26 protein-coding genes and 1 pseudogene are annotated in these 23913 nt (G+C 58.9%); 13 read left to right on the forward strand and 14 right to left on the reverse strand.

Translation table 11 applies throughout. From position 1 onward, the window contains the following. Window positions 1-84 precede the first annotated feature (84 nt). On the reverse strand, window positions 85-1677 hold the full coding sequence (gene ctaD, locus ACW9HW_RS03665; protein ID WP_095194459.1) for a cytochrome c oxidase subunit I: 1593 nt from the start codon (window positions 1675-1677) through the stop codon (window positions 85-87). Window positions 1678-1759: 82 nt separating this feature from the next. Then, complete coding sequence (gene coxB / locus ACW9HW_RS03670) at window positions 1760-2887, reverse strand: cytochrome c oxidase subunit II (protein WP_095194458.1); 1128 nt, start codon at window positions 2885-2887, stop codon at window positions 1760-1762. Between the two features lie 370 nt (window positions 2888-3257). On the opposite strand from coxB, the gene ACW9HW_RS03675 reads away from it, so the two are divergent. Further along, window positions 3258-3908, forward strand: coding sequence for a hypothetical protein (locus ACW9HW_RS03675; protein WP_457398443.1), 651 nt, complete (start codon window positions 3258-3260; stop codon window positions 3906-3908). A gap of 111 nt (window positions 3909-4019) precedes the next feature. Here ACW9HW_RS03675 and ACW9HW_RS03680 read toward each other — a convergent pair whose 3' ends face one another. The 3 genes from ACW9HW_RS03680 to ACW9HW_RS03690 form a co-directional block, all read right to left on the reverse strand. Beyond that, window positions 4020-5546, reverse strand: coding sequence for a SulP family inorganic anion transporter (locus ACW9HW_RS03680; RefSeq protein WP_095194456.1), 1527 nt, complete (start codon window positions 5544-5546; stop codon window positions 4020-4022). Between the two features lie 90 nt (window positions 5547-5636). Continuing rightward, window positions 5637-6368: a carbonic anhydrase gene (locus tag ACW9HW_RS03685; protein WP_095194455.1), complete on the reverse strand. Its 732-nt coding sequence runs from the start codon at window positions 6366-6368 to the stop codon at window positions 5637-5639. 242 nt (window positions 6369-6610) lie between these two features. Then, window positions 6611-7669, reverse strand: a complete 1059-nt coding sequence (locus ACW9HW_RS03690) for a PA0069 family radical SAM protein (protein WP_457398446.1) — start codon at window positions 7667-7669, stop codon at window positions 6611-6613. A 207-nt stretch (window positions 7670-7876) separates the two neighbouring features. Between ACW9HW_RS03690 and ACW9HW_RS03695 the strand changes: the two genes are divergently transcribed. Together ACW9HW_RS03695 and ACW9HW_RS03700 are read left to right on the forward strand one after the other, a co-directional pair. Beyond that, window positions 7877-8179, forward strand: coding sequence for a hypothetical protein (locus tag ACW9HW_RS03695; RefSeq protein ID WP_095194453.1), 303 nt, complete (start codon window positions 7877-7879; stop codon window positions 8177-8179). A gap of 224 nt (window positions 8180-8403) precedes the next feature. Next, window positions 8404-9045, forward strand: coding sequence for a phosphatase domain-containing protein (locus ACW9HW_RS03700; protein ID WP_095194452.1), 642 nt, complete (start codon window positions 8404-8406; stop codon window positions 9043-9045). 45 nt (window positions 9046-9090) lie between these two features. Here the strand turns inward: ACW9HW_RS03700 and ACW9HW_RS03705 are convergent, their stop codons facing one another. Both ACW9HW_RS03705 and prlC read right to left on the reverse strand, forming a co-directional pair. Beyond that, entirely contained in the window at window positions 9091-9378 is a 288-nt protein-coding gene (locus tag ACW9HW_RS03705; protein ID WP_095194451.1) for a YheV family putative zinc ribbon protein, read from the reverse strand. Further along, window positions 9375-11426: an oligopeptidase A gene (gene prlC, locus ACW9HW_RS03710; RefSeq protein ID WP_457398451.1), complete on the reverse strand. Its 2052-nt coding sequence runs from the start codon at window positions 11424-11426 to the stop codon at window positions 9375-9377. Before prlC ends, ACW9HW_RS03705 begins: the two co-directional genes overlap by 4 nt. Window positions 11427-11515: 89 nt before the next feature. Here prlC and ACW9HW_RS03715 point away from each other — a divergent pair, with 89 nt between their 5' ends. Together ACW9HW_RS03715 and ACW9HW_RS03720 are read left to right on the forward strand one after the other, a co-directional pair. Continuing rightward, window positions 11516-12061 carry a gamma carbonic anhydrase family protein gene (locus tag ACW9HW_RS03715; protein WP_095194450.1) on the forward strand — a complete coding sequence of 182 codons (546 nt, stop codon included), beginning with the start codon at window positions 11516-11518 and terminating at the stop codon, window positions 12059-12061. Window positions 12062-12089: 28 nt separating this feature from the next. Beyond that, window positions 12090-12736 (forward strand): annotated as a pseudogene (locus tag ACW9HW_RS03720) (HAD family hydrolase). 163 nt (window positions 12737-12899) lie between these two features. Here ACW9HW_RS03720 and ACW9HW_RS03725 read toward each other — a convergent pair. Then, complete coding sequence (locus tag ACW9HW_RS03725) at window positions 12900-13973, reverse strand: aminopeptidase (RefSeq protein WP_457398454.1); 1074 nt, start codon at window positions 13971-13973, stop codon at window positions 12900-12902. 59 nt (window positions 13974-14032) lie between these two features. Here ACW9HW_RS03725 and ACW9HW_RS03730 point away from each other — a divergent pair, with 59 nt between their 5' ends. Continuing rightward, window positions 14033-14455, forward strand: a complete 423-nt coding sequence (locus tag ACW9HW_RS03730; protein WP_095194447.1) for a PA0061/PA0062 family lipoprotein — start codon at window positions 14033-14035, stop codon at window positions 14453-14455. A gap of 40 nt (window positions 14456-14495) precedes the next feature. Then, the gene (locus ACW9HW_RS03735) at window positions 14496-14915 is read left to right on the forward strand and encodes a PA0061/PA0062 family lipoprotein (protein ID WP_095194446.1); all 420 of its coding nucleotides are present in this window, start codon (window positions 14496-14498) and stop codon (window positions 14913-14915) included. A 6-nt stretch (window positions 14916-14921) separates the two neighbouring features. Here the strand turns inward: ACW9HW_RS03735 and ACW9HW_RS03740 are convergent, their stop codons facing one another. Both ACW9HW_RS03740 and ACW9HW_RS03745 read right to left on the reverse strand, forming a co-directional pair. After that, complete coding sequence (locus ACW9HW_RS03740) at window positions 14922-15155, reverse strand: DUF1161 domain-containing protein (RefSeq protein ID WP_095194445.1); 234 nt, start codon at window positions 15153-15155, stop codon at window positions 14922-14924. Window positions 15156-15339: 184 nt separating this feature from the next. Further along, window positions 15340-15771 (reverse strand): OsmC family protein, encoded by a 432-nt coding sequence (locus ACW9HW_RS03745; protein ID WP_095194444.1) that lies wholly within the window; start codon window positions 15769-15771, stop codon window positions 15340-15342. A gap of 238 nt (window positions 15772-16009) precedes the next feature. On the opposite strand from ACW9HW_RS03745, the gene ACW9HW_RS03750 reads away from it, so the two are divergent. Beyond that, entirely contained in the window at window positions 16010-17011 is a 1002-nt protein-coding gene (locus tag ACW9HW_RS03750; RefSeq protein ID WP_457398458.1) for an LLM class flavin-dependent oxidoreductase, read from the forward strand. A gap of 130 nt (window positions 17012-17141) precedes the next feature. Here the strand turns inward: ACW9HW_RS03750 and ACW9HW_RS03755 are convergent, their stop codons facing one another. Continuing rightward, complete coding sequence (locus ACW9HW_RS03755; RefSeq protein ID WP_095194442.1) at window positions 17142-17363, reverse strand: DUF1161 domain-containing protein; 222 nt, start codon at window positions 17361-17363, stop codon at window positions 17142-17144. A 123-nt stretch (window positions 17364-17486) separates the two neighbouring features. Then, entirely contained in the window at window positions 17487-17702 is a 216-nt protein-coding gene (locus ACW9HW_RS03760; protein WP_008027736.1) for a dodecin, read from the reverse strand. A gap of 157 nt (window positions 17703-17859) precedes the next feature. Between ACW9HW_RS03760 and ACW9HW_RS03765 the strand changes: the two genes are divergently transcribed. Continuing rightward, window positions 17860-18186, forward strand: a complete 327-nt coding sequence (locus ACW9HW_RS03765; protein WP_095194441.1) for a DUF883 family protein — start codon at window positions 17860-17862, stop codon at window positions 18184-18186. On the opposite strand, the gene ACW9HW_RS03770 is transcribed toward ACW9HW_RS03765, so the two are convergent. Continuing rightward, window positions 18183-19076 carry a LysR family transcriptional regulator gene (locus ACW9HW_RS03770; protein ID WP_095194440.1) on the reverse strand — a complete coding sequence of 298 codons (894 nt, stop codon included), beginning with the start codon at window positions 19074-19076 and terminating at the stop codon, window positions 18183-18185. The two genes, ACW9HW_RS03765 and ACW9HW_RS03770, sit on opposite strands and share 4 nt — an antisense overlap. 112 nt (window positions 19077-19188) lie before the next feature. Here ACW9HW_RS03770 and trpB point away from each other — a divergent pair, with 112 nt between their 5' ends. The 4 genes from trpB to ACW9HW_RS03790 all read left to right on the forward strand — a co-directional run bounded on the left by trpB (window position 19189) and on the right by ACW9HW_RS03790 (window position 22366). Next, window positions 19189-20409 carry a tryptophan synthase subunit beta gene (gene trpB / locus ACW9HW_RS03775; RefSeq protein ID WP_046818704.1) on the forward strand — a complete coding sequence of 407 codons (1221 nt, stop codon included), beginning with the start codon at window positions 19189-19191 and terminating at the stop codon, window positions 20407-20409. After that, window positions 20409-21221, forward strand: a complete 813-nt coding sequence (gene trpA / locus ACW9HW_RS03780) for a tryptophan synthase subunit alpha (protein WP_057397406.1) — start codon at window positions 20409-20411, stop codon at window positions 21219-21221. The genes trpB and trpA overlap by 1 nt, the downstream gene beginning before the upstream one ends. A 121-nt stretch (window positions 21222-21342) precedes the next feature. Beyond that, window positions 21343-21789: an anti-virulence regulator CigR family protein gene (locus ACW9HW_RS03785; RefSeq protein WP_095194438.1), complete on the forward strand. Its 447-nt coding sequence runs from the start codon at window positions 21343-21345 to the stop codon at window positions 21787-21789. Between the two features lie 193 nt (window positions 21790-21982). Then, window positions 21983-22366 (forward strand): helicase, encoded by a 384-nt coding sequence (locus ACW9HW_RS03790; protein WP_457398462.1) that lies wholly within the window; start codon window positions 21983-21985, stop codon window positions 22364-22366. A gap of 97 nt (window positions 22367-22463) precedes the next feature. On the opposite strand, the gene ACW9HW_RS03795 is transcribed toward ACW9HW_RS03790, so the two are convergent. Continuing rightward, entirely contained in the window at window positions 22464-23864 is a 1401-nt protein-coding gene (locus tag ACW9HW_RS03795; protein WP_137805787.1) for an aminoacyl-tRNA deacylase and HDOD domain-containing protein, read from the reverse strand. Between the last annotated feature and the right edge of the window lie 49 nt (window positions 23865-23913).

Genomic DNA, 23913 nt, shown 5'->3' on the forward strand with positions numbered 1-23913 from the left:
CCCAAAACCTTTGCGTCTGCTTCGCAGCCGAGCGGGAGCAAGCTCCCTCGCCACACAGGCTCTCTCCCACAAAGGTCATGGTGTTCATTTCACTTCCGGCGGCGTGGTGAATGTGTGATACGGCGCCGGTGACGGAATGCTCCACTCCAGGCCTTCAGCCCCATCCCACGGTTTGGCCGGTGCAGGCGGGCCGCCGCGAATGGTCTTGATCACAATGAACAGGAAGAAGATCTGCGTGGCGCCGAACATGAACGCACCGATCGACGACACCATGTTGAAGTCGGCGAATTGCAGGTTGTAGTCCGGAATCCGCCGCGGCATGCCCGCCAGCCCCACGAAGTGCATCGGGAAGAAGGCCATGTTCATGCCGATGAACGACAGCCAGAAGTGCAGCTTGCCCAGGGTTTCGTCGTACATGTGGCCGGTCCATTTCGGCAACCAGTAGTAGGCCGAAGCGAAGATCCCGAAGATCGCCCCCGGCACCAGTACGTAGTGGAAGTGCGCGACCACGAAGTAGGTGTCCTGATACTGGAAGTCCGCCGGGGCAATGGCCAGCATCAACCCGGAGAAACCGCCGATGGAGAACAGGATCACGAACGCCACCGCGAACAGCATCGGCGTCTCGAAGGTCAATGAGCCCTGCCACATGGTACTGGCCCAGTTGAACACCTTGACCCCGGTCGGCACCGCGATCAGCAGCGTGGCGTACATGAAGAACAGCTCGCCCACCAGCGGAATGCCCACCACGAACATGTGGTGCGCCCAGACAATGAACGACAGGAACGCGATACTCGCCGTGGCGTAGACCATCGAGGTGTAGCCGAACAGCGGCTTGCGCGAGAACGCCGGAATAATCGAGCTGACGGCACCGAAGGCCGGCAGGATCATGATGTACACCTCGGGGTGGCCGAAGAACCAGAACACATGCTGGAACAGCACCGGGTCACCGCCGCCGGCGGCACTGAAGAAGCTGGTGCCGAAGTGGATGTCCATGAGCATCATCGTCACGCATCCGGCCAGCACCGGCATTACCGCAATCAGCAGGAACGCAGTGATCAGCCAGGTCCAGACGAACAACGGCATTTTCATCAACGTCATGCCGGGGGCGCGCAGGTTGAGGATGGTGGCGATCACGTTGATCGCGCCCATGATCGAACTGATCCCCATCAAGTGGATGGCGAAGATGAAGAAGGTCACGCTTTCCGGCGCATAGGTCGTTGATAGCGGCGCGTAGAACGTCCAGCCGAAATTCGGCCCGCCACCGGGGGTGAACAGGGTCGAGACCAGCAAAATGAACGCCGCCGGCAGCAGCCAGAAGCTGAAGTTGTTCATTCGCGGCAGGGCCATGTCCGGCGCGCCGATCATCAGCGGGACCATCCAGTTGGCGAGACCGACGAAGGCCGGCATCACCGCACCGAACACCATCACCAGACCGTGCATGGTGGTCATCTGGTTGAAGAATTCCGGCTGGACGATCTGCAACCCCGGCTGGAACAGTTCGGCGCGAATCACCATCGCGAAGGTGCCGCCCAGGAGGAACATGGCGAAGGCAAACCACAGGTACAGCGTGCCGATATCCTTGTGGTTGGTAGTCAGCACCCAGCGCATCAGGCCTTTGGCAGGGCCGTGGGCGTGGTCGGTGTGGGTATGAACAGGGTCATCAATTACAGCAGTCATGTCCTGTCTCCTGCAAACAGATGGGCTGGGCGGGCCGGGGCGCGTTGCCCCGACCGGTTCCTGATGTACGCAATAGACCGGGTCATTTGCTTTCCGCCTGTTTCAGCTCCAGCACTTCTTTAGGCGTGACCATGTCGCCCTTGTTGTTGCCCCAGGCGTTACGTTCGTAGGTCACGACCGCTGCGATATCGACTTCCGAGAGTTGCTTGCCGAACGCCGCCATCGAAGTGCCTGGCTTGCCATGGAAGACAATGCCCAGGTGAGCGTCTTTCGGTCCGGTGGCGATTTTCGAGCCCTTGAGCGCCGGGAACATCGGCGGCAAGCCCTGGCCTTCGGCCTGGTGACAGGCTACGCAAGTGGTGTGATAGACCTTGTCGCCGCGCTCCTTGAGTTCGTCGAGGGTCCATTCCTTGCTGGTCAGCTCCTTGAGTTGCGCGGCTTCAGCCTTGCGCTCGCCCAGCCATTTCTCGTAATCGGCCTTTTCCTTGACCTCGACCACGATCGGCATGAATCCGTGGTCCTTGCCGCACAGCTCGGCGCATTGACCACGGTAGAGGCCGGGTTTTTCAACGCGGGTCCAGGCTTCGTTGACGAACCCCGGGATCGCATCGCGCTTGACCGCGAAGGCCGGCACCCACCAGGAGTGGATCACGTCGGCGGAGGTCACGAGGAAACGCACCTTGGCGCCGATCGGCAGCACCAGAGGCTTGTCGACCTCGAGCAAGTAGTGCTCGCCCTTGGTTTCCTTGTTGTTGATCTGGTCGGCGGGTGTGGCCAGGTTGCTGAAGAACTCGACGTCCTGGCCCAGGTATTTGTAGTGCCACTTCCACTGATAGCCGGTGACCTGGATATCGATATCCGGCTCACTGGCGTCGTACATCTTGATCAGGGTCGCGGTCGCCGGAACCGCCATGGCCACCAGAATGATGAAGGGCACGATGGTCCAGAGGATTTCGACGGTGGTGCTTTCATGAAACTTTGCGGCGACCTGCCCGGTCGAGCGGCGATGCAGAATCATCGACCAGAACATGGCGCCAAAGACGATGATGCCGATCACTACACAGATCCAGAAAATGGTCATGTGCAGGTCAAATACAGCGTGACTGATTTCAGTCGCTCCAGGCGCCATATTCACAGTCCAGGCCGCTTGCGCCTGACTGAAAATCGACCACAACAGGAGGCCCATCCAGACATGTGGATGTCGCATCATTGCGGGTTCCCCTTATCGTTCTTGTTATCCCGCCGGCTTTCACCTGCGGCAAGGGAGCGGCTGCATCAGACTACGAACTTGAATCGCCGGGCCTTGCTGCAGTGCAGTCGGGCGTCATCAGCTAACTCCATTCATGAGCGAGTATAGACAGCGACTCTCAGCTGGCAATGTGAAGGCGTAAATCATCTGAAACAGCATTAACTTGCTTTGCAGGTCACGAATGGAGAAGGATGCAGACGAGTGGTGGCAAACCGATATAACGGAGGCGTCTCAAGGATGAAACAATTATGACAAATGCGTCTTAGCATTTTTCGTAAGCCGGCTAAGTTATGTCTTCCCTATTTCATTGCCTTTGTTTCCTGGAGTTTTCATGAACACCGCCGCATTGCGCGAGCAGATCCAAAAAGCCCAACAACACGAAGCCGAAACCGGCCTGCTGACCCGTCAGCTGGAAAGCAAGCTGCCTCATCTACACCCGGCGATCCAATTGCCGGAAGCGGACGCTAACGGCGTGCTGACACGTTTTGTCGCCGCCTATATCGACGAAGTTCCTGATCTGCTGGAAGCAGCCAATGAAGTCGCCAGGGAAGCGGGCATCGAGTCACAGATCAAACCGGTGCTGAAAATCGCCGAACAGTACTTCCTCCAGCCGCCGGCGATCATGGCCGGGCACGTCGGGCTCGACAGCCTGCTGGACGAAGCTTACCTGGCGCATCGGTTTGTCGAAGAGGTCAACGACCTGTACATCAAGCATTTCGGCCAGCCACTGATCCCCTTGGACATGACGGTCGCCAATCTGATTGCTCACCAGCTGATCGGTGAGGAATTTGCCAACCAACTGGACGAGGCCGTGCATCACACGGTGGACGAGATGCTCGACGACGAAAGCTTTGCGCTGGAGTCGGTGGAAACCTACCGCGAGAAGCTCAGCAGCCCGGACACTGGCGCCGCGTGGAAACGCTGGCCGTGCATGTCCCGCCGCCTGGGTGTGGGTCTGGAGCTGGATCAAACCGTGGCGTAGTTCACCTCCGAACAGGTGGGAGCGAGCCTGCTCGCGAATGCTTTTGATCATTCAACACTTACGTCGACTGACAGAACGCTTTCGCGAGCAGGCTCACTCCCACAGGTTTTTTTAGCCAGCCGCGCCGATACCGGTATTGGTCCGCACCCGTCCTTCAAGCCTGCGCTTCAACCCTCGGGATTCGATCAACAACTTCGAGCCCTTGGCCGCATTCGCCCGACCCCACTCCTCCAGCAATTCCAGACACGAATGATCGATGTAGCTCAGGTTGTTGAGCGGCACATGCACCGTTGCGCCGGGTGGAATGCTGCCCAGCACTCGAGTCAGCGCCGGCACTTTGAGAAAGGTCGCCGCGCCCACCAGGCGCAGCTCCATTTCGCCGTCCCGAGGCAGGTCGATCAGGCTGATTTTCAGCCGTGAAGCCTTCAGCGCCAGTTTCACCAGGGTAAGGCCGAAACCGATCAGTACGCCGGTCAGCAAGTCGGTGAAGATGATCGCCAATGCCGTCGCGGCGTAGGTGAACATGGGCATTCGGCCATAACGACCCAAGCCGCGGAAAACCTTGAGGTCCACCAGTTTGAAGCCGGTATAGACCAACACACCGGCCAGGCTCGCCACCGGAATGCTTTGCAGCACGCTCGACAGCAGCAACACGAACGCCAGCAACCACAGCCCGTGGAAAATCGTCGAGTAGCGGGTAGTGGCACCGGCCTGGACGTTGGCCGAGCTGCGCACGATCACCCCGGTCATCGGCAGCGCACCGAGCAATCCACAAAGCATGTTGCCCACACCTTGAGCCGACAGTTCACGGTCGAAGTCCGAACGCTGGCCACTGTGCATGCGATCCACGGCGGCGGCGGACAGCAGGGTTTCGGCACTGGCGATGAAGGCCACGGCGAACGCGGCGATCAATAATGTGGGATCAGCCAGATTGAGCAGGTCCGCAGGTTTGAGCCAGTCGATGGCTTCGGCCAGGTTGGCGGGTACTTCGACCCGTTTGACGGGCAATGCCAGCATCAGGCTGGCGATCGTTGCCAGACCGACCCCGAGCAACGCCCCGGGAATGAAGCGCAGTGAGTGCGGGCGCAGTTTTTCCCACAGCCACATCACGGCGATGGTCGAAAGTCCGAGCAGACCGGCCTGCCAGCCGAACGACGGCAGTGCCTGGGCCACCGCACCGGGGAATGCCGTGAGGTTATCCAGGCCGGAGGGTTTCGGTGCGGCGTCGAGCATCACATGCACCTGCGAAAGCACGATCAGCACGCCAATCCCGGCGAGCATGCCGTACACCACCGCAGGCGCGGTGACCCGAAACCAGCAACCCAGCTTCAAGCGCCCGGCCACCAGTTGCAGAAACCCCGCCAATAGCAGGATCGGCCCGAGCATGGCCACACCGTGCTGGCGCACCAGTTCGAACACCAGCACAGCCAGACCTGCCGCGGGACCGCTGACTTGCAGCGGAGAACCCGCCAGCCAGCCCACGACCAGACCGCCGACAATCCCGGTGATCAGGCCTTTGGCCGGAGGCAGTCCCGAAGCGATGGCAATGCCCATGCACAAGGGCAGGGCGACAAGAAAAACAACCACCGAAGCCAGCAGCTCCCGTGGCAGAACAGCTTTGAGTTGAGCAGCACGCATGGTGATTCTCCCGAAGATTTCTTCAGGCATGGCAAGGCCGGGCCGCTGAAACAGCGGCCGGCGTCAAACCACACAGATGGTTAGGAGGATTTAGAAGCGCGCTTTGGGCGTCGCCACCGGAATCGGATGGCTGCCGTCGAGCGGCAGGAAACAACCCTGATCCGCGTCGTAAGCTTTGATTTCGCTGGTTTCGATATCGTAGACCCAGCCATGGATGAACAGTTGACCGTTCGCCATGCGCGAGGCTACCGAGGGATGGGTCCGCAAGTGCTGCAATTGGGCGATGACATTTTCATCGGTAAGGACATGCATGCGCTCGTTTTCGTCGGCGCAGTTGCAGTTGTCGTGCACCATGGTTTTCGCGACTTCCGCATGCCGCAGCCAGGCTTTGACCGTGGGCATTTTTTCCAGGCTGTCGGGATTGAGTACCGCACGCATCGCGCCACAATCGGAGTGGCCGCAGATGATGATGTGTTGTACGCCCAGCGCCAGCACCGCGTACTCGATGGCCGTGGAAACACCACCGTTCATCTGGCCGTAAGGCGGTACGACGTTGCCGACGTTGCGGGTAACGAAAAGATCGCCAGGCGAGCTGTGGGTGATGAGCTCGGGCACGATGCGCGAGTCGGCGCAGGTAATGAACATCGCCCGTGGCTGCTGGGCCGTGGCGAGTTTTTTGAAGAGTTCTTCCTGCTGCGGAAAGACCTCATGATGAAAATGCAAAAAGCCGTCAACGATGTGCTTCAACGCTGCATCGGCGCTTTCCACCGCGGGTTGGGCAGAAACCGACGCAGCCAACGGCTGTTTATCCTTGTCACTCATGATTCATCCTCTTTGGCGGACTCAGGAAGTCATTCCGTGTTGTCCGGTGTGAAGCCAGTGGCTGGTTAAAAACATCCAGGTCAAAAAGCCCGACCCGTCAGTCACTCGATGAACAAGGTAGCTGCCGAATCTTAATTGAAACTGAATAAAACGCTCTAGCACGCCTGTTCCAGGTCACGCAAAACGTGACCAGCCTAAAGATTGCACGGGTTTCCCAGTACTCAACCATAGGCCAATTGTCCTCAAATCAGTGACATTTGGCGACCCGGCGGACAAAAGGCTGTGCAATCCAGATTGAAGCCACCCCGATTATTGAGCCCCAGGCGCTTGATGGTTTTGGCAAAGCGCTGCGCCAGCAAGTCAGCAAAGGGGCCTTCGCCACGCATCCGTGCCCCGAAGCGACTGTCGTACAACTCACCGCCACGGCTCTGGCGAATCAGGCTCAGCACATGTGCAGCCCGTTGCGGGTAGTGGGCGGCCAGCCACTCTTCGAACAGCGGGGCCACTTCCAACGGCAGACGTAACATCATGTAGGCAGCACTTTGTGCCCCGGCTGCATGGGCCTCGGCGAGCAGGTTTTCGAGCTCGCTGTCGTTGATCATCGGAATCATCGGTGAACACAGCACCCCCACCGGTATTCCCGCGTCACGCATGACCCTGATCGCTCTTAACCGGGCTTTAGGCGCCGCAGCGCGGGGTTCGAGGATGCGCTTGAGTTCGTCGTCCAGGCTGGTCAGGCTGATCATCACCGCTACCAGCCTTTGCCGGGCCAGTTCGGTCAGCAGGTCCAGATCACGAAGAATCAGCGAGCCCTTGGTGACGATGGTTACCGGATGGCGGTAACGCAGCAGCACTTCGAGGGTTTGTCGGGTGAGCTGGTATTCGCGCTCGATCGGTTGATAGGGATCGGTATTGGAGCCGAGGTTGATCGGCGCGCATTGATAACCGCGTTTGGACAGTTGTTCCTCCAACACGTCCACGGCGTTGGTCTTGGCGATCAGTTTGGTTTCGAAATCCAGCCCCGGCGACAGGTCCCAGTAGGCGTGGCTGGGGCGCGCATAACAATAGATGCAGCCGTGTTCGCAGCCACGGTAGGGGTTGATCGAGCGATCGAAGGGCAGATCCGGCGAGTTATTGCGGGTGATGATGGTTTTTGCCGTCTCGATGCGCACCTCGGTACCTTGGGTCATCGGCACTTCCTGATACCAGCCATCGTCCTCGGCCATCGAACGGTTGGGGGCGAAGCGGTTGTGCGGGTTGGTCGCGGTGCCGCGTCCGCGTGGAGGCAGGGGGGTAGCCATCAGTGCGATCCTTTAGCTGTATGTGCATACAGTATCCGAGGTTCGACTGGCAGACCAGTGCCGTTCGGCGTTCAAAGGTTTTTTGAGCGTTTCCAGTTCGCCGATGTTCATGACGGGAAACATATCGCCGGTAGTGTTCTGCTATTTCATCAGTACCCTCTACTTCACACGAAACGATCGTGTATTCATTAATAAAAGGATTTATTCATGTCGTATTACAATCAACGTGGTGTATTTCTGCAGTTATTACGGCCTTCTATCGTGAACCCAAAGGAAATGCGGGTTTCCATGCAGTTTGCGCTCAAGGAAGAAGGCTACGACCCGGTCATCGGTGATGTCACCTGTTCCTTGCTCGACTCGACCATTCGCGAGGCCGTATCGAATGACGGCGGTGCCACCTTTACGATGAAAAGCCCCACTGACGTTGACGGTGATGGCGACATCGACGCGCAGGACAAGGTGGTATTGGTGGGACTGGCAAAAGCTTATTCGAAGATTATCAACCCCTGACCCGCAGATGTATCTGGCTCTCCAAGTAAGTAACGCTGTATAGCCAGCGATATAAAACGGCACTTTGGTTTTGTGCCGTTTTTTTATTTTTTTGAACTGTATATTTCAAGGCAAAAACAAAATAGAGCTTCCAATTCACAATTCTTTGACAGGCACCTCACAGGCCTTTAACCAGCAAGTAGCGACACTGAGCGCATTCACACTTTTCCCATGGTCGTCCAGGTATGTCCTTCGCGCGTCTTTCAATTGCGACGATACTGTTATCACTGTCCGCATTGTTCACTTTCGTCCATGCCGACGACTCCGCGGTGTCTCGCCCCTCGGAATGGGCGCAACCGGTCGAGGCGCAGTACAACCTGTTTCAGATGTCGCCGACGCTTTACCGCAGCGCGCTGCCCGACAGTGGGACGGTGCCGTTGCTGGAAACACTCAAGGTTGCGACGGTGATCAATTTTCTGCCCGAGCCGGATTCACGCTGGTTGATCACACCTGCTATTACCCAAGTGCAACTGCCCTATCGCACGAATCATGTCGATGACGCCGAGGTACTCAAAGTGCTGCGTGCCATCCAAGCCGCCGAAGCCAATGGCCCGGTGCTGATGCACTGCAAGCATGGTTCTGACCGGACCGGCCTGATGGCGGCCATGTACCGCGTGGTGGTGCAGGGTTGGAGCAAGGAGGATGCGTTGAGTGAAATGACTGAAGGCGGCTTTGGTGACAGTACCCACTTCAAGGATGGCGTTCGTTACATGATGCGAGCTGATGTCGAGAAGCTTCGCACGGCGTTGGCCAATGGCGATTGCAGCACGAGCCCGTTCGCGGCGTGTTCGATGAAGAACTGGTTCCAGTCAGCCCATCTGCAGTAGGAACACCCTCCACCGCCTTGCGCGGTGGAAGGGCGTCTTTGCGACTCAATGCTGCTCGTCAGGCTTTTTCTTCAGTTTTGGGTTCGGAAAAAACTGCACGGCTTGCACTTTGGTATCCGGTGTTTTCACCGCGGGCGTATTGACCCGCGTGCCCAATTCCTTGGGCACGGACAGACCTTGTTCATTCAGCGTGTCGGAATAACCGCAGGCCACGCACTCGCGATGTGGCACGCTGTCTTCGTTCCACATCATCAACTTGTCCGGCTCGCTGCAGGCCGGGCAGACCGCGCCGGCGATAAAGCGTCGTTTGGTAATCACGGGACCCTCGCTCATGCTGCCGCGCCCTCGGTCAGGCCGCTGTGGCGCAACAGTGCGTCAATCGACGGCTCGCGGCCACGGAAGTCGACGAACAGCACCATCGGTTCCTGAGAGCCGCCGCGCGCAAGGATGGCTTCGCGGAATGCACGACCGGTCTCGGCGTTGAGCACGCCTTCCTCTTCGAACTTCGAGAAGGCATCTGCCGACAGCACTTCTGCCCATTTGTAGCTGTAGTAACCCGCTGCGTAACCGCCGGCGAAGATATGGGCGAAGCTGTTCGGGAAGCGGTTATAGGCCGGAGGACGCATCACCGAAACCTCGTCACGTACGCCTTCGAGCACTTGCAGCACACTGCGACCGTCACCGTGGGTGGCGTGCAGTTCGAAGTCGAACAGCGAGAATTCCAGTTGGCGCACCATCATCAGGCCGGATTGGAAGTTCTTCGCCGCGAGCATTTTTTGCAGCAGGTCCTGAGGCAGAGGCTCGCCGGTTTCGTAATGGCCGGAAATCAGTGCCAGGCCTTCCGGCTCCCAGCACCAGTTCTCCATGAACTGGCTCGGCAACTCGACCGCATCCCAGGCCACGCCGTTGATGCCGGAGACGCCGGCGTGCTCGACACGGGTCAGCAGGTGATGCAGGCCATGACCGAATTCGTGGAACAGGGTGGTCACTTCATCGTGGGTCAGCAGCGCAGGTTTGCCGCTGTCGGCCGGGGTGAAGTTGCACACCAGGTTGGCCACCGGGCTTTGCAGCACACCCTCGGCGGTACGACGACGATCGCGTGCGCCGTCCATCCAGGCACCGCCACGTTTGTTGGCGCGGGCGTACAGGTCGAAGAAGAAGCGGCCGACGTGCTGACCGTTTTCCTTGATCTCGAACAGGCGGACATCCGGGTGCCAGGTGTCGAAACCTTTTTGCTCGGCGATCTGGATGCCGTACAAACGTTGCACGATGGCGAACAGGCCGCTCAGTACTTTATCGATCGGGAAGTAGGCACGCAGGGCTTCCTGGGCAACGCTGTAACGCTGCTCGCGAAGTTTTTCACCGTAGAAACCGCTGTCCCAGCTTTGCAGGTCCGGGCAACCTTGTTCAGCGGCGTAAGCCTTGAGCTGTTGCAGATCCTGAGCGGCGAACGGCTTGCTGCGCTTGGCCAGGTCACGCAGGAAACTCAATACCTGATCGCTGGATTCGGCCATTTTGGTCGCCAGGCTCAACTCCGAGAAACTGGCGAAGCCCAAGAGTTTCGCCAGCTCCTGACGCAGGTCGAGAATTTCTTCCATGACCGGGCCGTTATCATTCTGACCGGCATTCGGACCCTGGTCCGACGCCCGGGTGCAGTAGGCCGCGTAGACTTCTTCGCGCAGCGCGCGATCCTGGGCGTAGGTCATCACCGCGTAGTAGCTCGGGAATTCCAGGGTGATCAGCCAGCCTTCAAGGTCTTTGGCCTGGGCGGCGGCGGCCATTTGCGCCTTGGCCGAATCGGTCAGGCCGGCGAGGGCGGCTTCATCGGTGATGTGCTTGGTCCAGGCCTGGGTCGCATCCAGCAACTGGTTGGAGAAGCGGCTGCCCAGTTCGGACAACTTGCTCTGCACTTCGGCGTAACGCTTTTGCTCGGCTTCAGGCAAATCGATACCCGACAGGCGGAAATCGCGCAGGGCGTGTTCCAGAATGGTTTTTTGCGCCACGTCGAAACCGGCGGATTCCGGGCTGTTGGCCAAGGCTTCATAGGCCTGGAACAGTTCACGGTTCTGGCCCAGTTCGGTGGAGTAGGCGCTCAGGGCCGGCAGGCAGGATTCATAGGCTTCGCGCAACTCGGCACTGTTGCACACGGCATTCAAGTGGCTGACCGGGCTCCAGGCCGCACCCAGTCGATCGTTGAGTTCGTCCATCGCCAATACCAGGCCGGCCCAGGTCGGTTGTTTGCCCTGGGTCTTGAGGATCTCGATAATGGCGGCGCGGTTGTCAGCCAGGATCTGTTCAATGGCCGGTTGCACGTGTTCGGCACGGATCGTGGAGAACGGCGGCAGGTCGTAGGACTGCAAAAGAGGGTTGTTCACGCTCACGGTTGGCACCTTGGCTGGAAGAAACATGCAGCCATCTTAATTACAATCGACACTCACCGCAGCTATCAGCGACAGAGAGAGAACCTATCGTGTCCCTTCGCAAGTATCAGAACCACACGCCGTTGCTCGCCAAAGGCGCTTTTGTCGACCGCTCGGCGGTGGTGATCGGCGACGTCGAGATCGGCGAAGACAGCTCGGTATGGCCATTGACGGTGATCCGCGGCGACATGCACCGCATCCGCATCGGTGCGCGCACCAGCGTTCAGGATGGCTGCGTGCTGCACATCACCCACGCCGGACCGTTCAACCCCGACGGTTTCCCGTTGCTGATCGGCGATGATGTGACCATCGCTCATAAAGTCATGCTGCATGGATGCACCGTCGGCAGTCGGGTGTTGATCGGCATGGGCAGCATCGTGATGGACGGCGCGGTGGTCGCGGACAATGTGATCATCGGCGCCGGCAGTCTGGTGCCACCGGGCAAACGCCTGGAAAGCGGTTTCCTGTATGTGGGCAGTCCGGTTAAACAGATCCGGCCCCTGACTGACAAGGAACAAGCCTTCTTCACTTACAGTGCGGCGAACTACGTGAAGCTCAAGGATCTGCATCTGGCCGAAGGCTACGACCAGATCTGAAATGTCTCGCTATTGCCCAGGAACTTTCATGCATTACCAAACCGTTTTGTTCGACCTTGATGGCACCCTGACCGACCCGCGCGAAGGCATCACCCGTTCGATTCAGTTCGCCTTGAGCAAGCTCGGTATCGATGAGCCCGACCTGACCAAACTTGAACATTTCATTGGCCCGCCGTTGTTGCAGGCGTTCATGCAGTTTTATGACTTCGATGAGGCCAAGGCGTGGGAGGCGGTGAATTTCTACCGCGAGCGCTTCAAGGTCACCGGTCTGTATGAAAACCGCGTGTTCGATGGCGTCATGCCGCTGCTGGAAACCCTTGGCGGACAAGGAAGACAGCTGTATATCGCGACCTCCAAGCCCTGGGTCTTCGCCCGGGAAATCGCCCGCCATTTCGACTTCGCCAAACACTTCAAAGTGATCTACGGCAGCGAACTGGACGGTACCCGAACCAACAAGGTCGAGCTGATCGCCCACTTGATGGCCGAAGAAGGCCTCGACCGACCAACACCCTGATGATCGGCGACCGCAAACACGACCTGATCGGCGCACGCAGCAACGGGCTGGACGCGGTGGCAGTGGGTTACGGGTTTGGCAGTCGCGAAGAGTTGAGCGTCGAGACCCCGGCCTATCATTTTGAAACGCTGGATGAGATGCACCGGGCGTTTTTGCGCTGATACCGAGTTGTGGCGAGGGAGCTTGCTCCCGTTCGACTGCGCAGCAGGCGTAAAACTGATGAATGCAGTGTGCCTGGATAAATGCAGTTGTCGCATTTTGGGGCTGCTTCGCAGCCCAACGGGACGGTTCGGCGATCCGACAAGCTCCCTCGCCACAGAGCTACTAGTCAGTCAGGTTCCGCAGCGTCGCTTTACGCTGTTCAACCGGCGTCGCCCCCAACTTCTCGACCTGCGTATAAAACTTCACCCAATCCCCACCCACCTGCTTGAACAACGCCGTAAACGCCGGCACCCATTGATCGTACAGGCCGAACGGCAGCAACCGTGCATTGTTCATCGGTGCATAAATCCACGCGTCGTAACGCTTATCTCCCGCCCATTGGCTGTCACGTAGTTGTCGATACTCGCCACGCATACGCTCGAATTCCTCCGCTTTGCGCTGGCGCATTTGTTCGGGTGGCAGTGGCAGGGTGTAGAGATTTTCAAGCCGGGTGCGGGCGTTCAGCACCAGTTGAATGAACTGATCCCGTCGTTGTGCTTGCGTCCCGGTGTCTGGCGGCAGGCTTCGGTAGGCACGCCATTGGCGGGTACCTTCCTGCTCTACGAAGGTGGCGAATGATTCGTTGAACTCAGTGTCATCCTTCACATAAATACGCTGATGCGCCAGTTCGTGAAAAATCAGTGTGGCCAGGCGCTCGTCGCCCCAACCCATCATCGAGCTCATGATCGGATCGTTGAACCAGCCCAGGGTCGAATAGGCTTCGACGCCACCGATCGACACGTCCATGCCCTGCACTCGTTGCAGCGCCGCCTCGCCACGGGCCGCGCTCTGGCTGTAGTAACCGCGATAGGCCACGCAACCGGCGACAGGGAAGCAATGGTTCTGCGGCTTCAGGGAGAATTCCGGTGTGACAAACACATTCCAGACGACGAAGGGGCGGCCAATGTCCGCGTACAAGCGGTAGCTTTGGTTGTCAGGCAGGTGCAGCTGTTGGCTGGCGAAAGTCCGGGCCTTTTGAGATTCAGCCAGGTGAGCACGCAGTTTCTGATCTCGATGAGGATCGGCAATCACGCTGGAAACCGGTTCCCGTGCCCGCAGCAGTTGCCATTGGCCACTGGCCAGCTGGCTGTAGTAGCTGACGCTGGAGCAACCGTTGAGCAACAAAAGCAACACACCCGGAAACAAAATGCGTAAAACGCGATCAAGTAACCCAAGGCTTGGACGCGGCCTGATCAAAATAAAAAATTCCTGGAGAGTCTGCTCGCAAGACTATCCCGCTTGACTGGAGCTCCGCTATGCGCAAATTGATGCTGACGGGAGGCCTGCTGATGCTGGCCGGTTGTGCTGGATTCGGATTACCTCGCCATGATCCGAGCCAAGCGTGGATCGAGCTCGAATCGCATCAGGAGGACACTGCCCTGCAAGCGCTGGAAGTGGATAACAAGGCCGCCATCGACAAACGCTATTTCGAGGTGCAGCCCGGCAGTCATGAGCTGACGGTGCGCTACCTGTTTCCGGTCCAGCCCACCAACATTGGTCCCGACGCCGAGCCGCTGTGGCGCGATTGCCAGATGAATGTGAAATACAGCGGTTTCAACGCCGGGGAGCGCTATCAGTTGCAAGCGGGGAATATCGGATTTCGGCCGTGGGCCAAGCTTTACAACCAGCAGCGAAAAGTGATTGGCCAAGGCACACCGGCAGGCTGTCAACGCACCTGATCGGCGCTATTCTGAATATCCAGTATTCAGGACATTCATCATGCGCAGGTTGATGCTATTGCTCGCTGCGAGCGCCATTGCCGGCTGTTCGACCCCGATGCCGGCGGCCAACCCGCAAATGGCGTGGGTCGATTTCTCTACGCCATTTCCCAACGATAAATTGTTGATGGCCGAGCGGCTGGACGGTCAGCGATTGCGCGACGGGCGTTTTTTTCAGCTGACGCCCGGTAGCCACGAATTGACCGTTCGCTTCGATTTTGAAGTGCCTGGTGGCGGTTCGGACTTGTTCGACGGAGGCACGGAAAGGCTGTGCTACATGATCATCAACTACGATCATTTCGAAGCCGGCCAGCGTTATCTGCTGCAAGCCCGCTCCATGGCGTTCACCCCCGAAGCTCGCTTGTATAACGCCAAACGCGAAATTGTTGCCGAAGAACGCCAGATCAACTGTGTGCCATAAGGCTCATCAGCGGTCGTTCTTCTGGTAGATGATTTTTTTGGTGCCGTTTTCGCACGAGCCCACGACCATGTTCTGATCGTGTACTTCGTCGTTGGTGACGATCTCCAGGGTATAGGACGTCACTCCGCGGGCCTGGATCTTGGCTTCGATTTCGGCCTTGAGTTCTTCACAGGGTTTCGGCGCCGCCAGGGCCGAAGTGGCCAGTGCGCAACAGATAACCGTCAAGGCAAAACGTTTCATGGTTGAAGCTCCCTTGAAGCAGCACGCAGGATTCAGCGTTTTGGCTGCTGTCATTTATTCGACCACAGTTTTATGAGCCTTGTTTTGTTTCAAGGCAAAAAAGATCGCAACCTGCGACAGCACCTGCAGGTTCACTCAAAGCCAGTAGGAGCTGTCGAAGGCTGCGATCTTTTCATTTCAACGCTTAGCTGATCAACGTCGCATCCAGGCTGATTTTCGCGTTCAGCACTTTGGAGACCGGGCAGCCCTCTTTGGCCTTGTTGCTCAGCTCCTCGAATTGCGCCTGGCTGGCGCCGGGGATTTTGGCTTTGAGAATCAGTTTCACCGCCGTGATCGCAAAACCACCCTCCACCTGGTCCAGGGTCACTTCGGCATTGGTATCGATGCTGTCAGCCGTGAGGCCGGCATCACCGAGAATCATCGAGAAAGCCATGGAGAAGCACCCGGCGTGGGCCGCGCCGATCAACTCCTCCGGGTTGGTGCCCTTACCGCCTTCGAAACGAGCCTTAAAGCCGTAGGGCGCTTCCCTGAGAACGCCGGTTTCCGTGGAAATGGAGCCGATGCCGGTTTTCAGATCACCTTCCCAATGGGCCGATGCTTTTTTGATGATAGCCATGTCTGTCTCCTCAAGATTCGGTGCGAGGGCCGCACCTAAGGGCTTACGTTCGTTAAGGTTCTGAGGATAGTCCGCAGGTCAAAGTTCACGTATCGGATTAATCCGTCTCATTTGTAGGAATTTGCTCGGGTGCTATTGAAACTCGGGTATATGCCCTCATTGCATGAAACACGCTTTGGATTCGGCAGGTTTTCGTTCGCGAGAAAAAACCTGCGCCCTCAATTGGAGAAGCAGGTTCATGAAACGACTGTCCGATATCAAGTTTTCGACCCTCGATCTGGTCCCCGTGCGGGAAAACGGCAGCGCGGCCCAGTCGCTGCGCAATTCGCTGGACCTGGCGCAACACGTCGAGAAATTCGGTTACCACCGGTTCTGGGTCGCCGAACACCACAACATGGACGGCATTGCCAGTTCCGCGACTTCGGTGCTGCTGGGCTACCTGGCGGGTGGCACGTCGACCATTCGCGTGGGGTCCGGTGGGGTGATGCTGCCCAACCATGCGCCTTTGGTGATTGCCGAACAGTTCGGCACCCTTGAAAGTCTGTACCCGGGCCGCATCGACCTGGGTCTGGGGCGTGCCCCCGGTTCCGATCAAATGACGGCCCGTGCCCTGCGTCGCGAGCGTTCCGGCAGCGCGGATGACTTCCCGGAAGATGTAGCGGAACTGGTGCGTTATCTTGGCCCGCGCACGCCGGAACAGCGCGTCATCGCGATGCCGGGTACCGGTACGAATGTGCCGATCTGGTTGCTGGGCTCTAGCCTGTTCAGTGCACAACTGGCGGGCGAGCGCGGTTTGCCCTACGCCTTCGCTTCACATTTCGCACCGCGCTTCATGCATGAAGCGATTCGTGTCTACCGCAATCACTTCAAGCCTTCGGCGGTGCTGGACAAGCCCTATGTGATGCTTGGTGTGCCATTGGTGGCCGCTGACACCGACGAACAAGCCGACTATCTGGCCACCTCGGTGTTCCAGCGCATACTCGCGCTGATGCGCGGCCAGAGTCTGGTGCAGCGTCCACCGGTGAAAACCATGGATGGCCTGTGGCTGCCCCATGAGAGGGACGCGGTTATGGATTTCCTGGGGTTGGCCATGATTGGCAGCCCGCAGAAAATCCGCGCCAAGCTGGACGTGCTGGTCGAACAGACCCAGGCCGATGAGCTGATTTTTACCTGCGACCTATACGAACATGCCGATCGTCTGCATTCTTACGAATTGCTGGCCCAGGTCATGAAGGGCTGAGATTTAGTAGATTGACTGTAGGAGCGAGCTTGCTCGCGATGGTCGTTAACGATTACGCGTGTTTACCGGTTAAACGCGGCGCTCTTGAATCCATCGCGAGCAAGCTCGCTCCTGCAAGGGCGAGGCTGGCTTATCGCTTGTAGACGATTTCCTTGGTGCCCTTTTCACAGGTACCGACGACTTTTCCGCCAGAGGCGGTACCTTTATCGACAATTTCCAGCGAATAACCGGAAACGCCCTTGGCATCAAGTTTTGCCGCGATCTCGGCTTTCAGTTCTTCGCAGGATTTGACGTCAGCCGAGGCTGCCCCCGCCAGACTCAACAAACCTGCCGCCAAAATAAACTTCTTCATCAGTCGCATTCTCTGGTCGGATCAAAAGGGAACACCCAGCCTTTGGCCAGATTTAGTTATATAGCGCCTTGCCATTCCCTATGGCACTCGGCCAGCGCGCAAGTTCAGAAGGTTCGACCAACGTCAGCTGCTGGCAATCCTGAACCCGACCTTGAGCGTCACCTGGAAATGCGCAGCCTTGCCGTCCTTGATATGCCCGCGGGTTTCGGTCACTTCAAACCATTCCATGTACTTGAGGCTTTTGCTGGCTTCGGCCAGCGCGTTGTTGATCGCGTCTTCGATGCTGCTTGTGGACGAGCCAACCAGTTCGACTTTCTTGTAGGTGTGATGGTCAGTCATGGCGTTCTCCTTAGGGTGTGAAATACAGCCTAGCAGTGATTTTCGGTCTTACTTCTGTCGGTCGGACTGATATGTAAGTTCACATTTACTGCACTTTCTCGACCCCCTGAAGTCCCAACCAACACACGCCACTCATCAACAATGCAGGAGAGCCACCATGGCCAATAGCTCGTTACGTAAAGCCTCATTGCAAAGCATGGAAGCGGAGATCGAGAGTCTGCTCAAATCCTTGGAAAATCTTAAGGACGACGCCTCGGACGAGTCGCGTAAAACCCTCAAGGTGCTCAAGGGCAACGCCGAGAACGCGCTGAGACATTCGCGTCATCTGCTCTCCGATGCTTATGAAGAGGTCAAAGTGAAAACCCGGGAAACCGGGATTGCCACCCGGGACTACGCCCAGGAACATCCTTGGACGACAGCCGGTGTTGCCGTAGGCGCATTGGGCCTGCTGGCGGCCTACCTGCTATTCAAGCGCGGTGACTAATTCGTCTGGCGCAGCTCGTTCTTGAGCCATTGCGCCAGTTGCCGGGCGCGCCCGTCCGCGGCGCGCTTGGGCAGCCACAGCGCCAGTTGTGCCGGGGTTTCACTGAAACCCCAAGGGGCGACCAATCGGCCGGCCTTCAAGTCCTCGACGACAAGCGGCTCGGGAGCGATCGCCACACCCAGCCCGGCCACCGCCGCTTCCAGCAAGTAATACAAGTGCTCGAAACCCTGACCGTACTTCAACGCTTTGGCGTCGAGGCCGCTTTGCTGCGCCCAACTGGGCCAGGCTTGTGGACGCGAGGTGGTGTGCAGTACTGATTCATTGAGCAGGGCTGAGGCCGGTGCGGTTTTAAGCCTGTCGTAGCCGACGAACCGGGGGCTCATCACCGGGCCGATCCGTTCACTGGCAAGCTCGAACACTTGCATATCCGCTGGCCAGGGTGGCTCGGCAAACACCAGCAAGGCATCCAGGCCTGGACGGCGAGGATCAAGATCTCCTTCACCGGCCGACAGGTGCAAGCGCAGATCTGGCAGGTCGGCATTCAACCGTCCCAGGCGTGGAATAAACCAGCGTGCGAGCAGGCTGCCCGAGCAGCCGAGCACAAAGGGCGCATCGGCGGTGCTTTGGGTGAGTTCGGCGCACACCGTGCGCAGGCGCTCGAAGGCTTCAGCGCTGGCGTCGCGTAGGCGCATGCCGGCATCTGTGAGTTTCAGGCCGCGCCCTTCCTTGGTGAACAAGCTGACCCCGAGGTGTTCTTCGAGTACTTTCAGTTGGCGGCTGACCGCGCCGTGAGTGACGTGCAACTGTTCCGCAGCCTGACTGACGCTATTGAGGCGGGCGGTGGCTTCGAAGGCGCGCAAAGCATTTAAGGGGGGCAGGTCGTGGCTCATGGTATGTGTGAGTTTTCCTGACAGGTTGCGGCGATCTTATCGGTTTTCAGACCTCCGCGGCAGGGGTAGAGTGAAGCCCACTATCTCTTCACGCATTCAACTGGAGCGCCCCATGACCCAGACTAATCTGCGCAACGGCCCTGACGCCAACGGCCTGTTCGGCGCGTTCGGCGGCCGTTATGTCGCTGAAACCCTGATGCCGCTGATCCTGGATCTGGCCCGTGAATACGAAGCGGCCAAGGAAGATCCTGCATTCAAGGAAGAATTGGCCTACTTCCAGCGCGACTACGTCGGTCGTCCGAGCCCACTCTACTTCGCTGAACGCCTGACCGAGTTCTGCGGTGGCGCCAAGATCTATCTCAAGCGTGAAGAGCTCAACCACACCGGCGCGCACAAGATCAACAACTGCATCGGTCAGATCCTGCTGGCGCGGCGCATGGGCAAGAAACGCATCATCGCCGAGACCGGCGCCGGCATGCACGGGGTGGCGACCGCTACCGTGGCCGCGCGTTTTGGCCTGGACTGCGTGATCTACATGGGCACCACTGACATCGAGCGTCAGCAGGCCAACGTCTTCCGCATGAAATTGCTGGGCGCCGAAGTGATCCCGGTCGTGGCCGGCACCGGCACCCTGAAGGACGCAATGAACGAAGCGCTGCGTGACTGGGTGACCAACGTCGACAGCACCTTCTACCTGATCGGTACCGTAGCCGGTCCGCACCCTTATCCAGCGATGGTTCGCGACTTCCAGGCCGTTATCGGCAAGGAAACCCGCGACCAGCTGCAAGCCCAGGAAGGCCGTCTGCCGGACAGCCTGGTGGCGTGCATCGGTGGCGGCTCCAACGCCATGGGCCTGTTCCACCCGTTCCTCGACGACAAGAGCGTCGAAATCATCGGTGTTGAAGCGGCCGGCTACGGCATCGAAACCGGCAAACATGCAGCCAGCCTGAATGGCGGCGTACCGGGTGTGTTGCACGGCAACCGTACCTTCCTGTTGCAGGACGACGATGGTCAGATCATCGACGCCCATTCGATCTCGGCAGGCCTGGACTACCCGGGCATCGGCCCGGAACACGCCTGGTTGCATGACATCGGCCGTGTTCAGTACACCTCGGTGACAGACGACGAAGCACTCGCCGCTTTCCACCAATGCTGCCGCCTGGAAGGGATTATTCCTGCACTGGAAAGCGCCCATGCCCTGGCCGAAGTGTTCAAGCGTGCACCGACCCTGCCGAAGGATCACCTGATGGTGGTCAACCTGTCGGGTCGCGGGGACAAAGATATGCAGACCGTGATGCACCACATGGAACAATCGAAGCAGGAGAAACACTGATGAGCCGCCTGCAAACGCGTTTTGCCGAACTCAAGGAACAGAACCGCGCCGCTCTGGTGACCTTCGTCACCGCTGGCGACCCGGGCTATGACACTTCCCTGGCGATCCTCAAGGGTTTGCCGGCCGCTGGCGCCGATGTGATCGAGCTGGGCATGCCCTTCACCGATCCGATGGCCGATGGCCCGGCGATCCAGCTCGCCAACATCCGCGCCCTGGCCGCCAAGCAGAACCTGGCGAAAACCCTGGAAATGGTTCGCGAGTTCCGCAAGGACAACAACGAAACGCCGCTGGTGTTGATGGGTTACTTCAACCCGATCCACAAGTACGGCGTACCGCGCTTCATCGCCGAAGCAAAAGAGGCCGGTGTCGATGGCCTGATCGTGGTCGACATGCCGCCCGAGCATAACGGCGAACTGTGCGATCCGGCCCAGGCGGCCGGTCTGGATTTCATCCGTCTGACCACGCCAACCACCGACGATGTGCGTCTGCCAACGGTTCTGAACGGTAGCTCCGGGTTTGTGTATTACGTATCCGTTGCCGGTGTGACCGGCGCCGGTGCGGCGACACTGGAGCACGTCGAAGAAGCGGTCGCTCGCCTGCGTCGCCATACCGACCTGCCGATCAGCATCGGTTTCGGCATTCGTACGCCGGAGCAAGCGGCGTCGATTGCGCGTCTGGCGGACGGCGTGGTGGTGGGTTCGGCACTGATCGATCACATCGCCAATGCCTCGACGCCGGATCAGGCAATCGATGGCGTGCTGAGCCTGTGCTCGGCACTGGCCGACGGCGTGCGTAAGGCTCGCGTCAGCTGAAGGTAAAGTTCCTGATACAGAGGAATTAGAGCCTCCCGACACAGACTAACCAGCAAGACCGAGGGCTTCAGGACTACGTTCTGAAGCCCTTTTTGCTGCATGTGTTGTGAGGAAAGCCCTAATGAAAATGCCGAAACGTCTGATTGCCAGCCTGGGCGTGCTGATGCTCAGCGCAACCCCATTGCTGCACGCCAGCGCCGATCAACGCGACGATCACGACCGCGGCGGCCCGCAGCAGGGCCATTACGACAATCGCGGTGACGATCACCGTGGCGGACAGGACAACCATCGTGGCGGCCCTCCGCCTCGGGACTTCGGCCCGGTGCGCCAGACCATTCACGACAATCACGGCTATTTCGTACGCGGCGCGCCGCCACCACCGGGTATTCATTTGGAGCGTGGTCGGCCACTGCCTCATGGCTACTACGGTGAGCGACTGGATAACCGCGCACTGGGGCGGCTGCCTTACTACCCTGGCTACGAATGGCGCCGTGCGGGCGGCGATATTGTGCTGATCGCGGTGGGGAGCGGGATTGTTTACGAAGTGTTGGAAGGGGTTTTGTACTAGGTAAGAAGATGGCTCACAAGATGCGTTCGCATGCCCCAATACGTTAGTGACCTGAGGGAGAACGAAAACTGTGACTTGGCGGTCATCATGCGAGAAACAGGGCTGATCTTCTTCTAACGCAACTCGATAGTGGCGTTCTTTATCCAAGTCGCTACACTGCGCCAGCCGTTCATTTTCCTTTAGAGGCTTGCGCATGAAATTTCGTTTTCTACTGTGGATGCTGGGTTTGTTGATGGGCAAGGCCAGTCGGAGCAATCCGGCGTTTCAGCAGCAGTTGGGTGACAAGGAACTGGTGTTTCAGCTGCAGACCCTGGACGGGAAAGTGGCGCGGCATTTTCGGGTGAAGGACCAGCGCATCACCAGCAAGTCCGGGGTGTATGCTGAGCCGGCGTTCGCCATTGCCTTCAAGGATGCCGGGTATGGCTTCGCCACGATGCAGGCGAAGAACAAGCAACTGGCGTTCATGACGGGGATTCAGGACAAGTCGATTCAGATCAAGGGCAATCCGGCACTGGTGATCTGGTTTCAGGGGTTGACCAAGTATTTGAAGCCGAAGAAGATCAAGCCAAAGGCTTAAGGCCTGTCAGATAAATCGCAGTGGATTCTTCGCGAGCAGGCTCGCTCCCACAGGGAATACCTGACCTCTGTGGGAGCGAGCCTGCTCGCGAATGCTTTTAAGCCTGGCTGAACTGCGAAGCCAGTTCGCGCAACAGCACTTCGGCTTCGAGGACTTTGCTGACGACGTCTTCAGCTTTGGCGCGGCTCAGGCCGAGGCGTTCGAGCAGGGCGTCGGGGATGTCTTCGTCGGGGCCGGAGCCGATGCCACGGCTGCGCAGCAGGCGCACGGCCAGGCACACCAGGTTCGGGTACTCGGCGTAGGCGCCGTCGTAGCCCGGGTCGTGCTGGAAGCGCAGTGCGGTGGCCAGCTCATCAGGCATGTCCCAGTAACGCATCAGCCACGCACCGATCTGTTCGCGGCTGATGCCCAGCAGGTGTTGCTCGATGTAGCTGTGGCACAGGTGCGGATTAACCTCCAGGTGGCGGCAGATCAGCGAAAAGTGCGGCGGGAATACGTGGGCCAGCAGCAGATAACCGAAGTTGTGCAGCAGGCCCGCCAAGTAGGTCAGGCCGGCTTCCGGGCGCTGGGCGCGTGGCATGGCGCGGGTCAGGCCTTCGATGACGGCGGCGGTGTAGATCGATTGCTGCCAGTACGGTGTGCTCTGTTGCGGATGGTCTTTGGGCAGGCTCAGGGTTTTACCAAGAGCCAGGCCCAGCGCCAGGTTGATCACCAGATCGAAACCCAGCACTCGCACGATGGCGTCTTCCACCGAGCGAATCTTGCCTGGCGAAGCGTAGTACGGCGACGCAGCCCAACTCACCACTTGCGCAGCCAGGGCCGGGTCGGTTTCGACCACGCCGGTGATGTCGTCGATGGTGGCGTTGGGGTCGACGCGCAGCTTGATGATTTTCTGCGCGGTTTCGGCCAGCGGCGGAATTTCGATGGTTGCCTCCAGGCGTTGCTGGATGCGCCGCGCGGTGAATGCCTGGACCGCCTGGGTGATTTCAGCGCGGTCATCATCGGGGCGGTCGAGGTTCGGGCGAATGCTGCTCAGGGCTTCGCCGAAGTTGGCGGCGCTGGCCTTGTTGAGCATCGATTTGAACGCTTCGCTGGTGATTTCCAGCAGGACGCCCGGCTCACCCGAATTGACCAGCACCGTCGGCTCGCGCAGCAGGCTTTCGTCATACAGGCACGGCGAGCTGGTGAGGGCCGGCAGGCCTGGCAGCAGGCTCAGGCTGTGTTTGCCGAGCATCTTTACCAGGCGCTCGGTCGGCACGGCGGTGAGGCGGCGGCCAGTGAGTTCGGTGAGGCGGTTGAGATCGAGCAACTGGCTCTGCGGAAACAGCACCATCAGCGCGCCAATGGCGTCGTCGAGCAGTACAGCCTGGACTTTGCGCGCCGGGTTCAAGCCGTGATGATCGAGGACTTCCTCGTAGGCAATACCCAGTTTGCCCAGCAGCAGCCGAATAACCGACGGAGCGTGCGGGGAGGCGGGTGCGAGGGCAACTTCGGTCATGGTCTGTATCCGGACTAAAACAATTGCAGGAGTATAACCAGCTTGCTCA

This window comes from Pseudomonas sp. SDO5532_S415 (assembly GCF_054071155.1).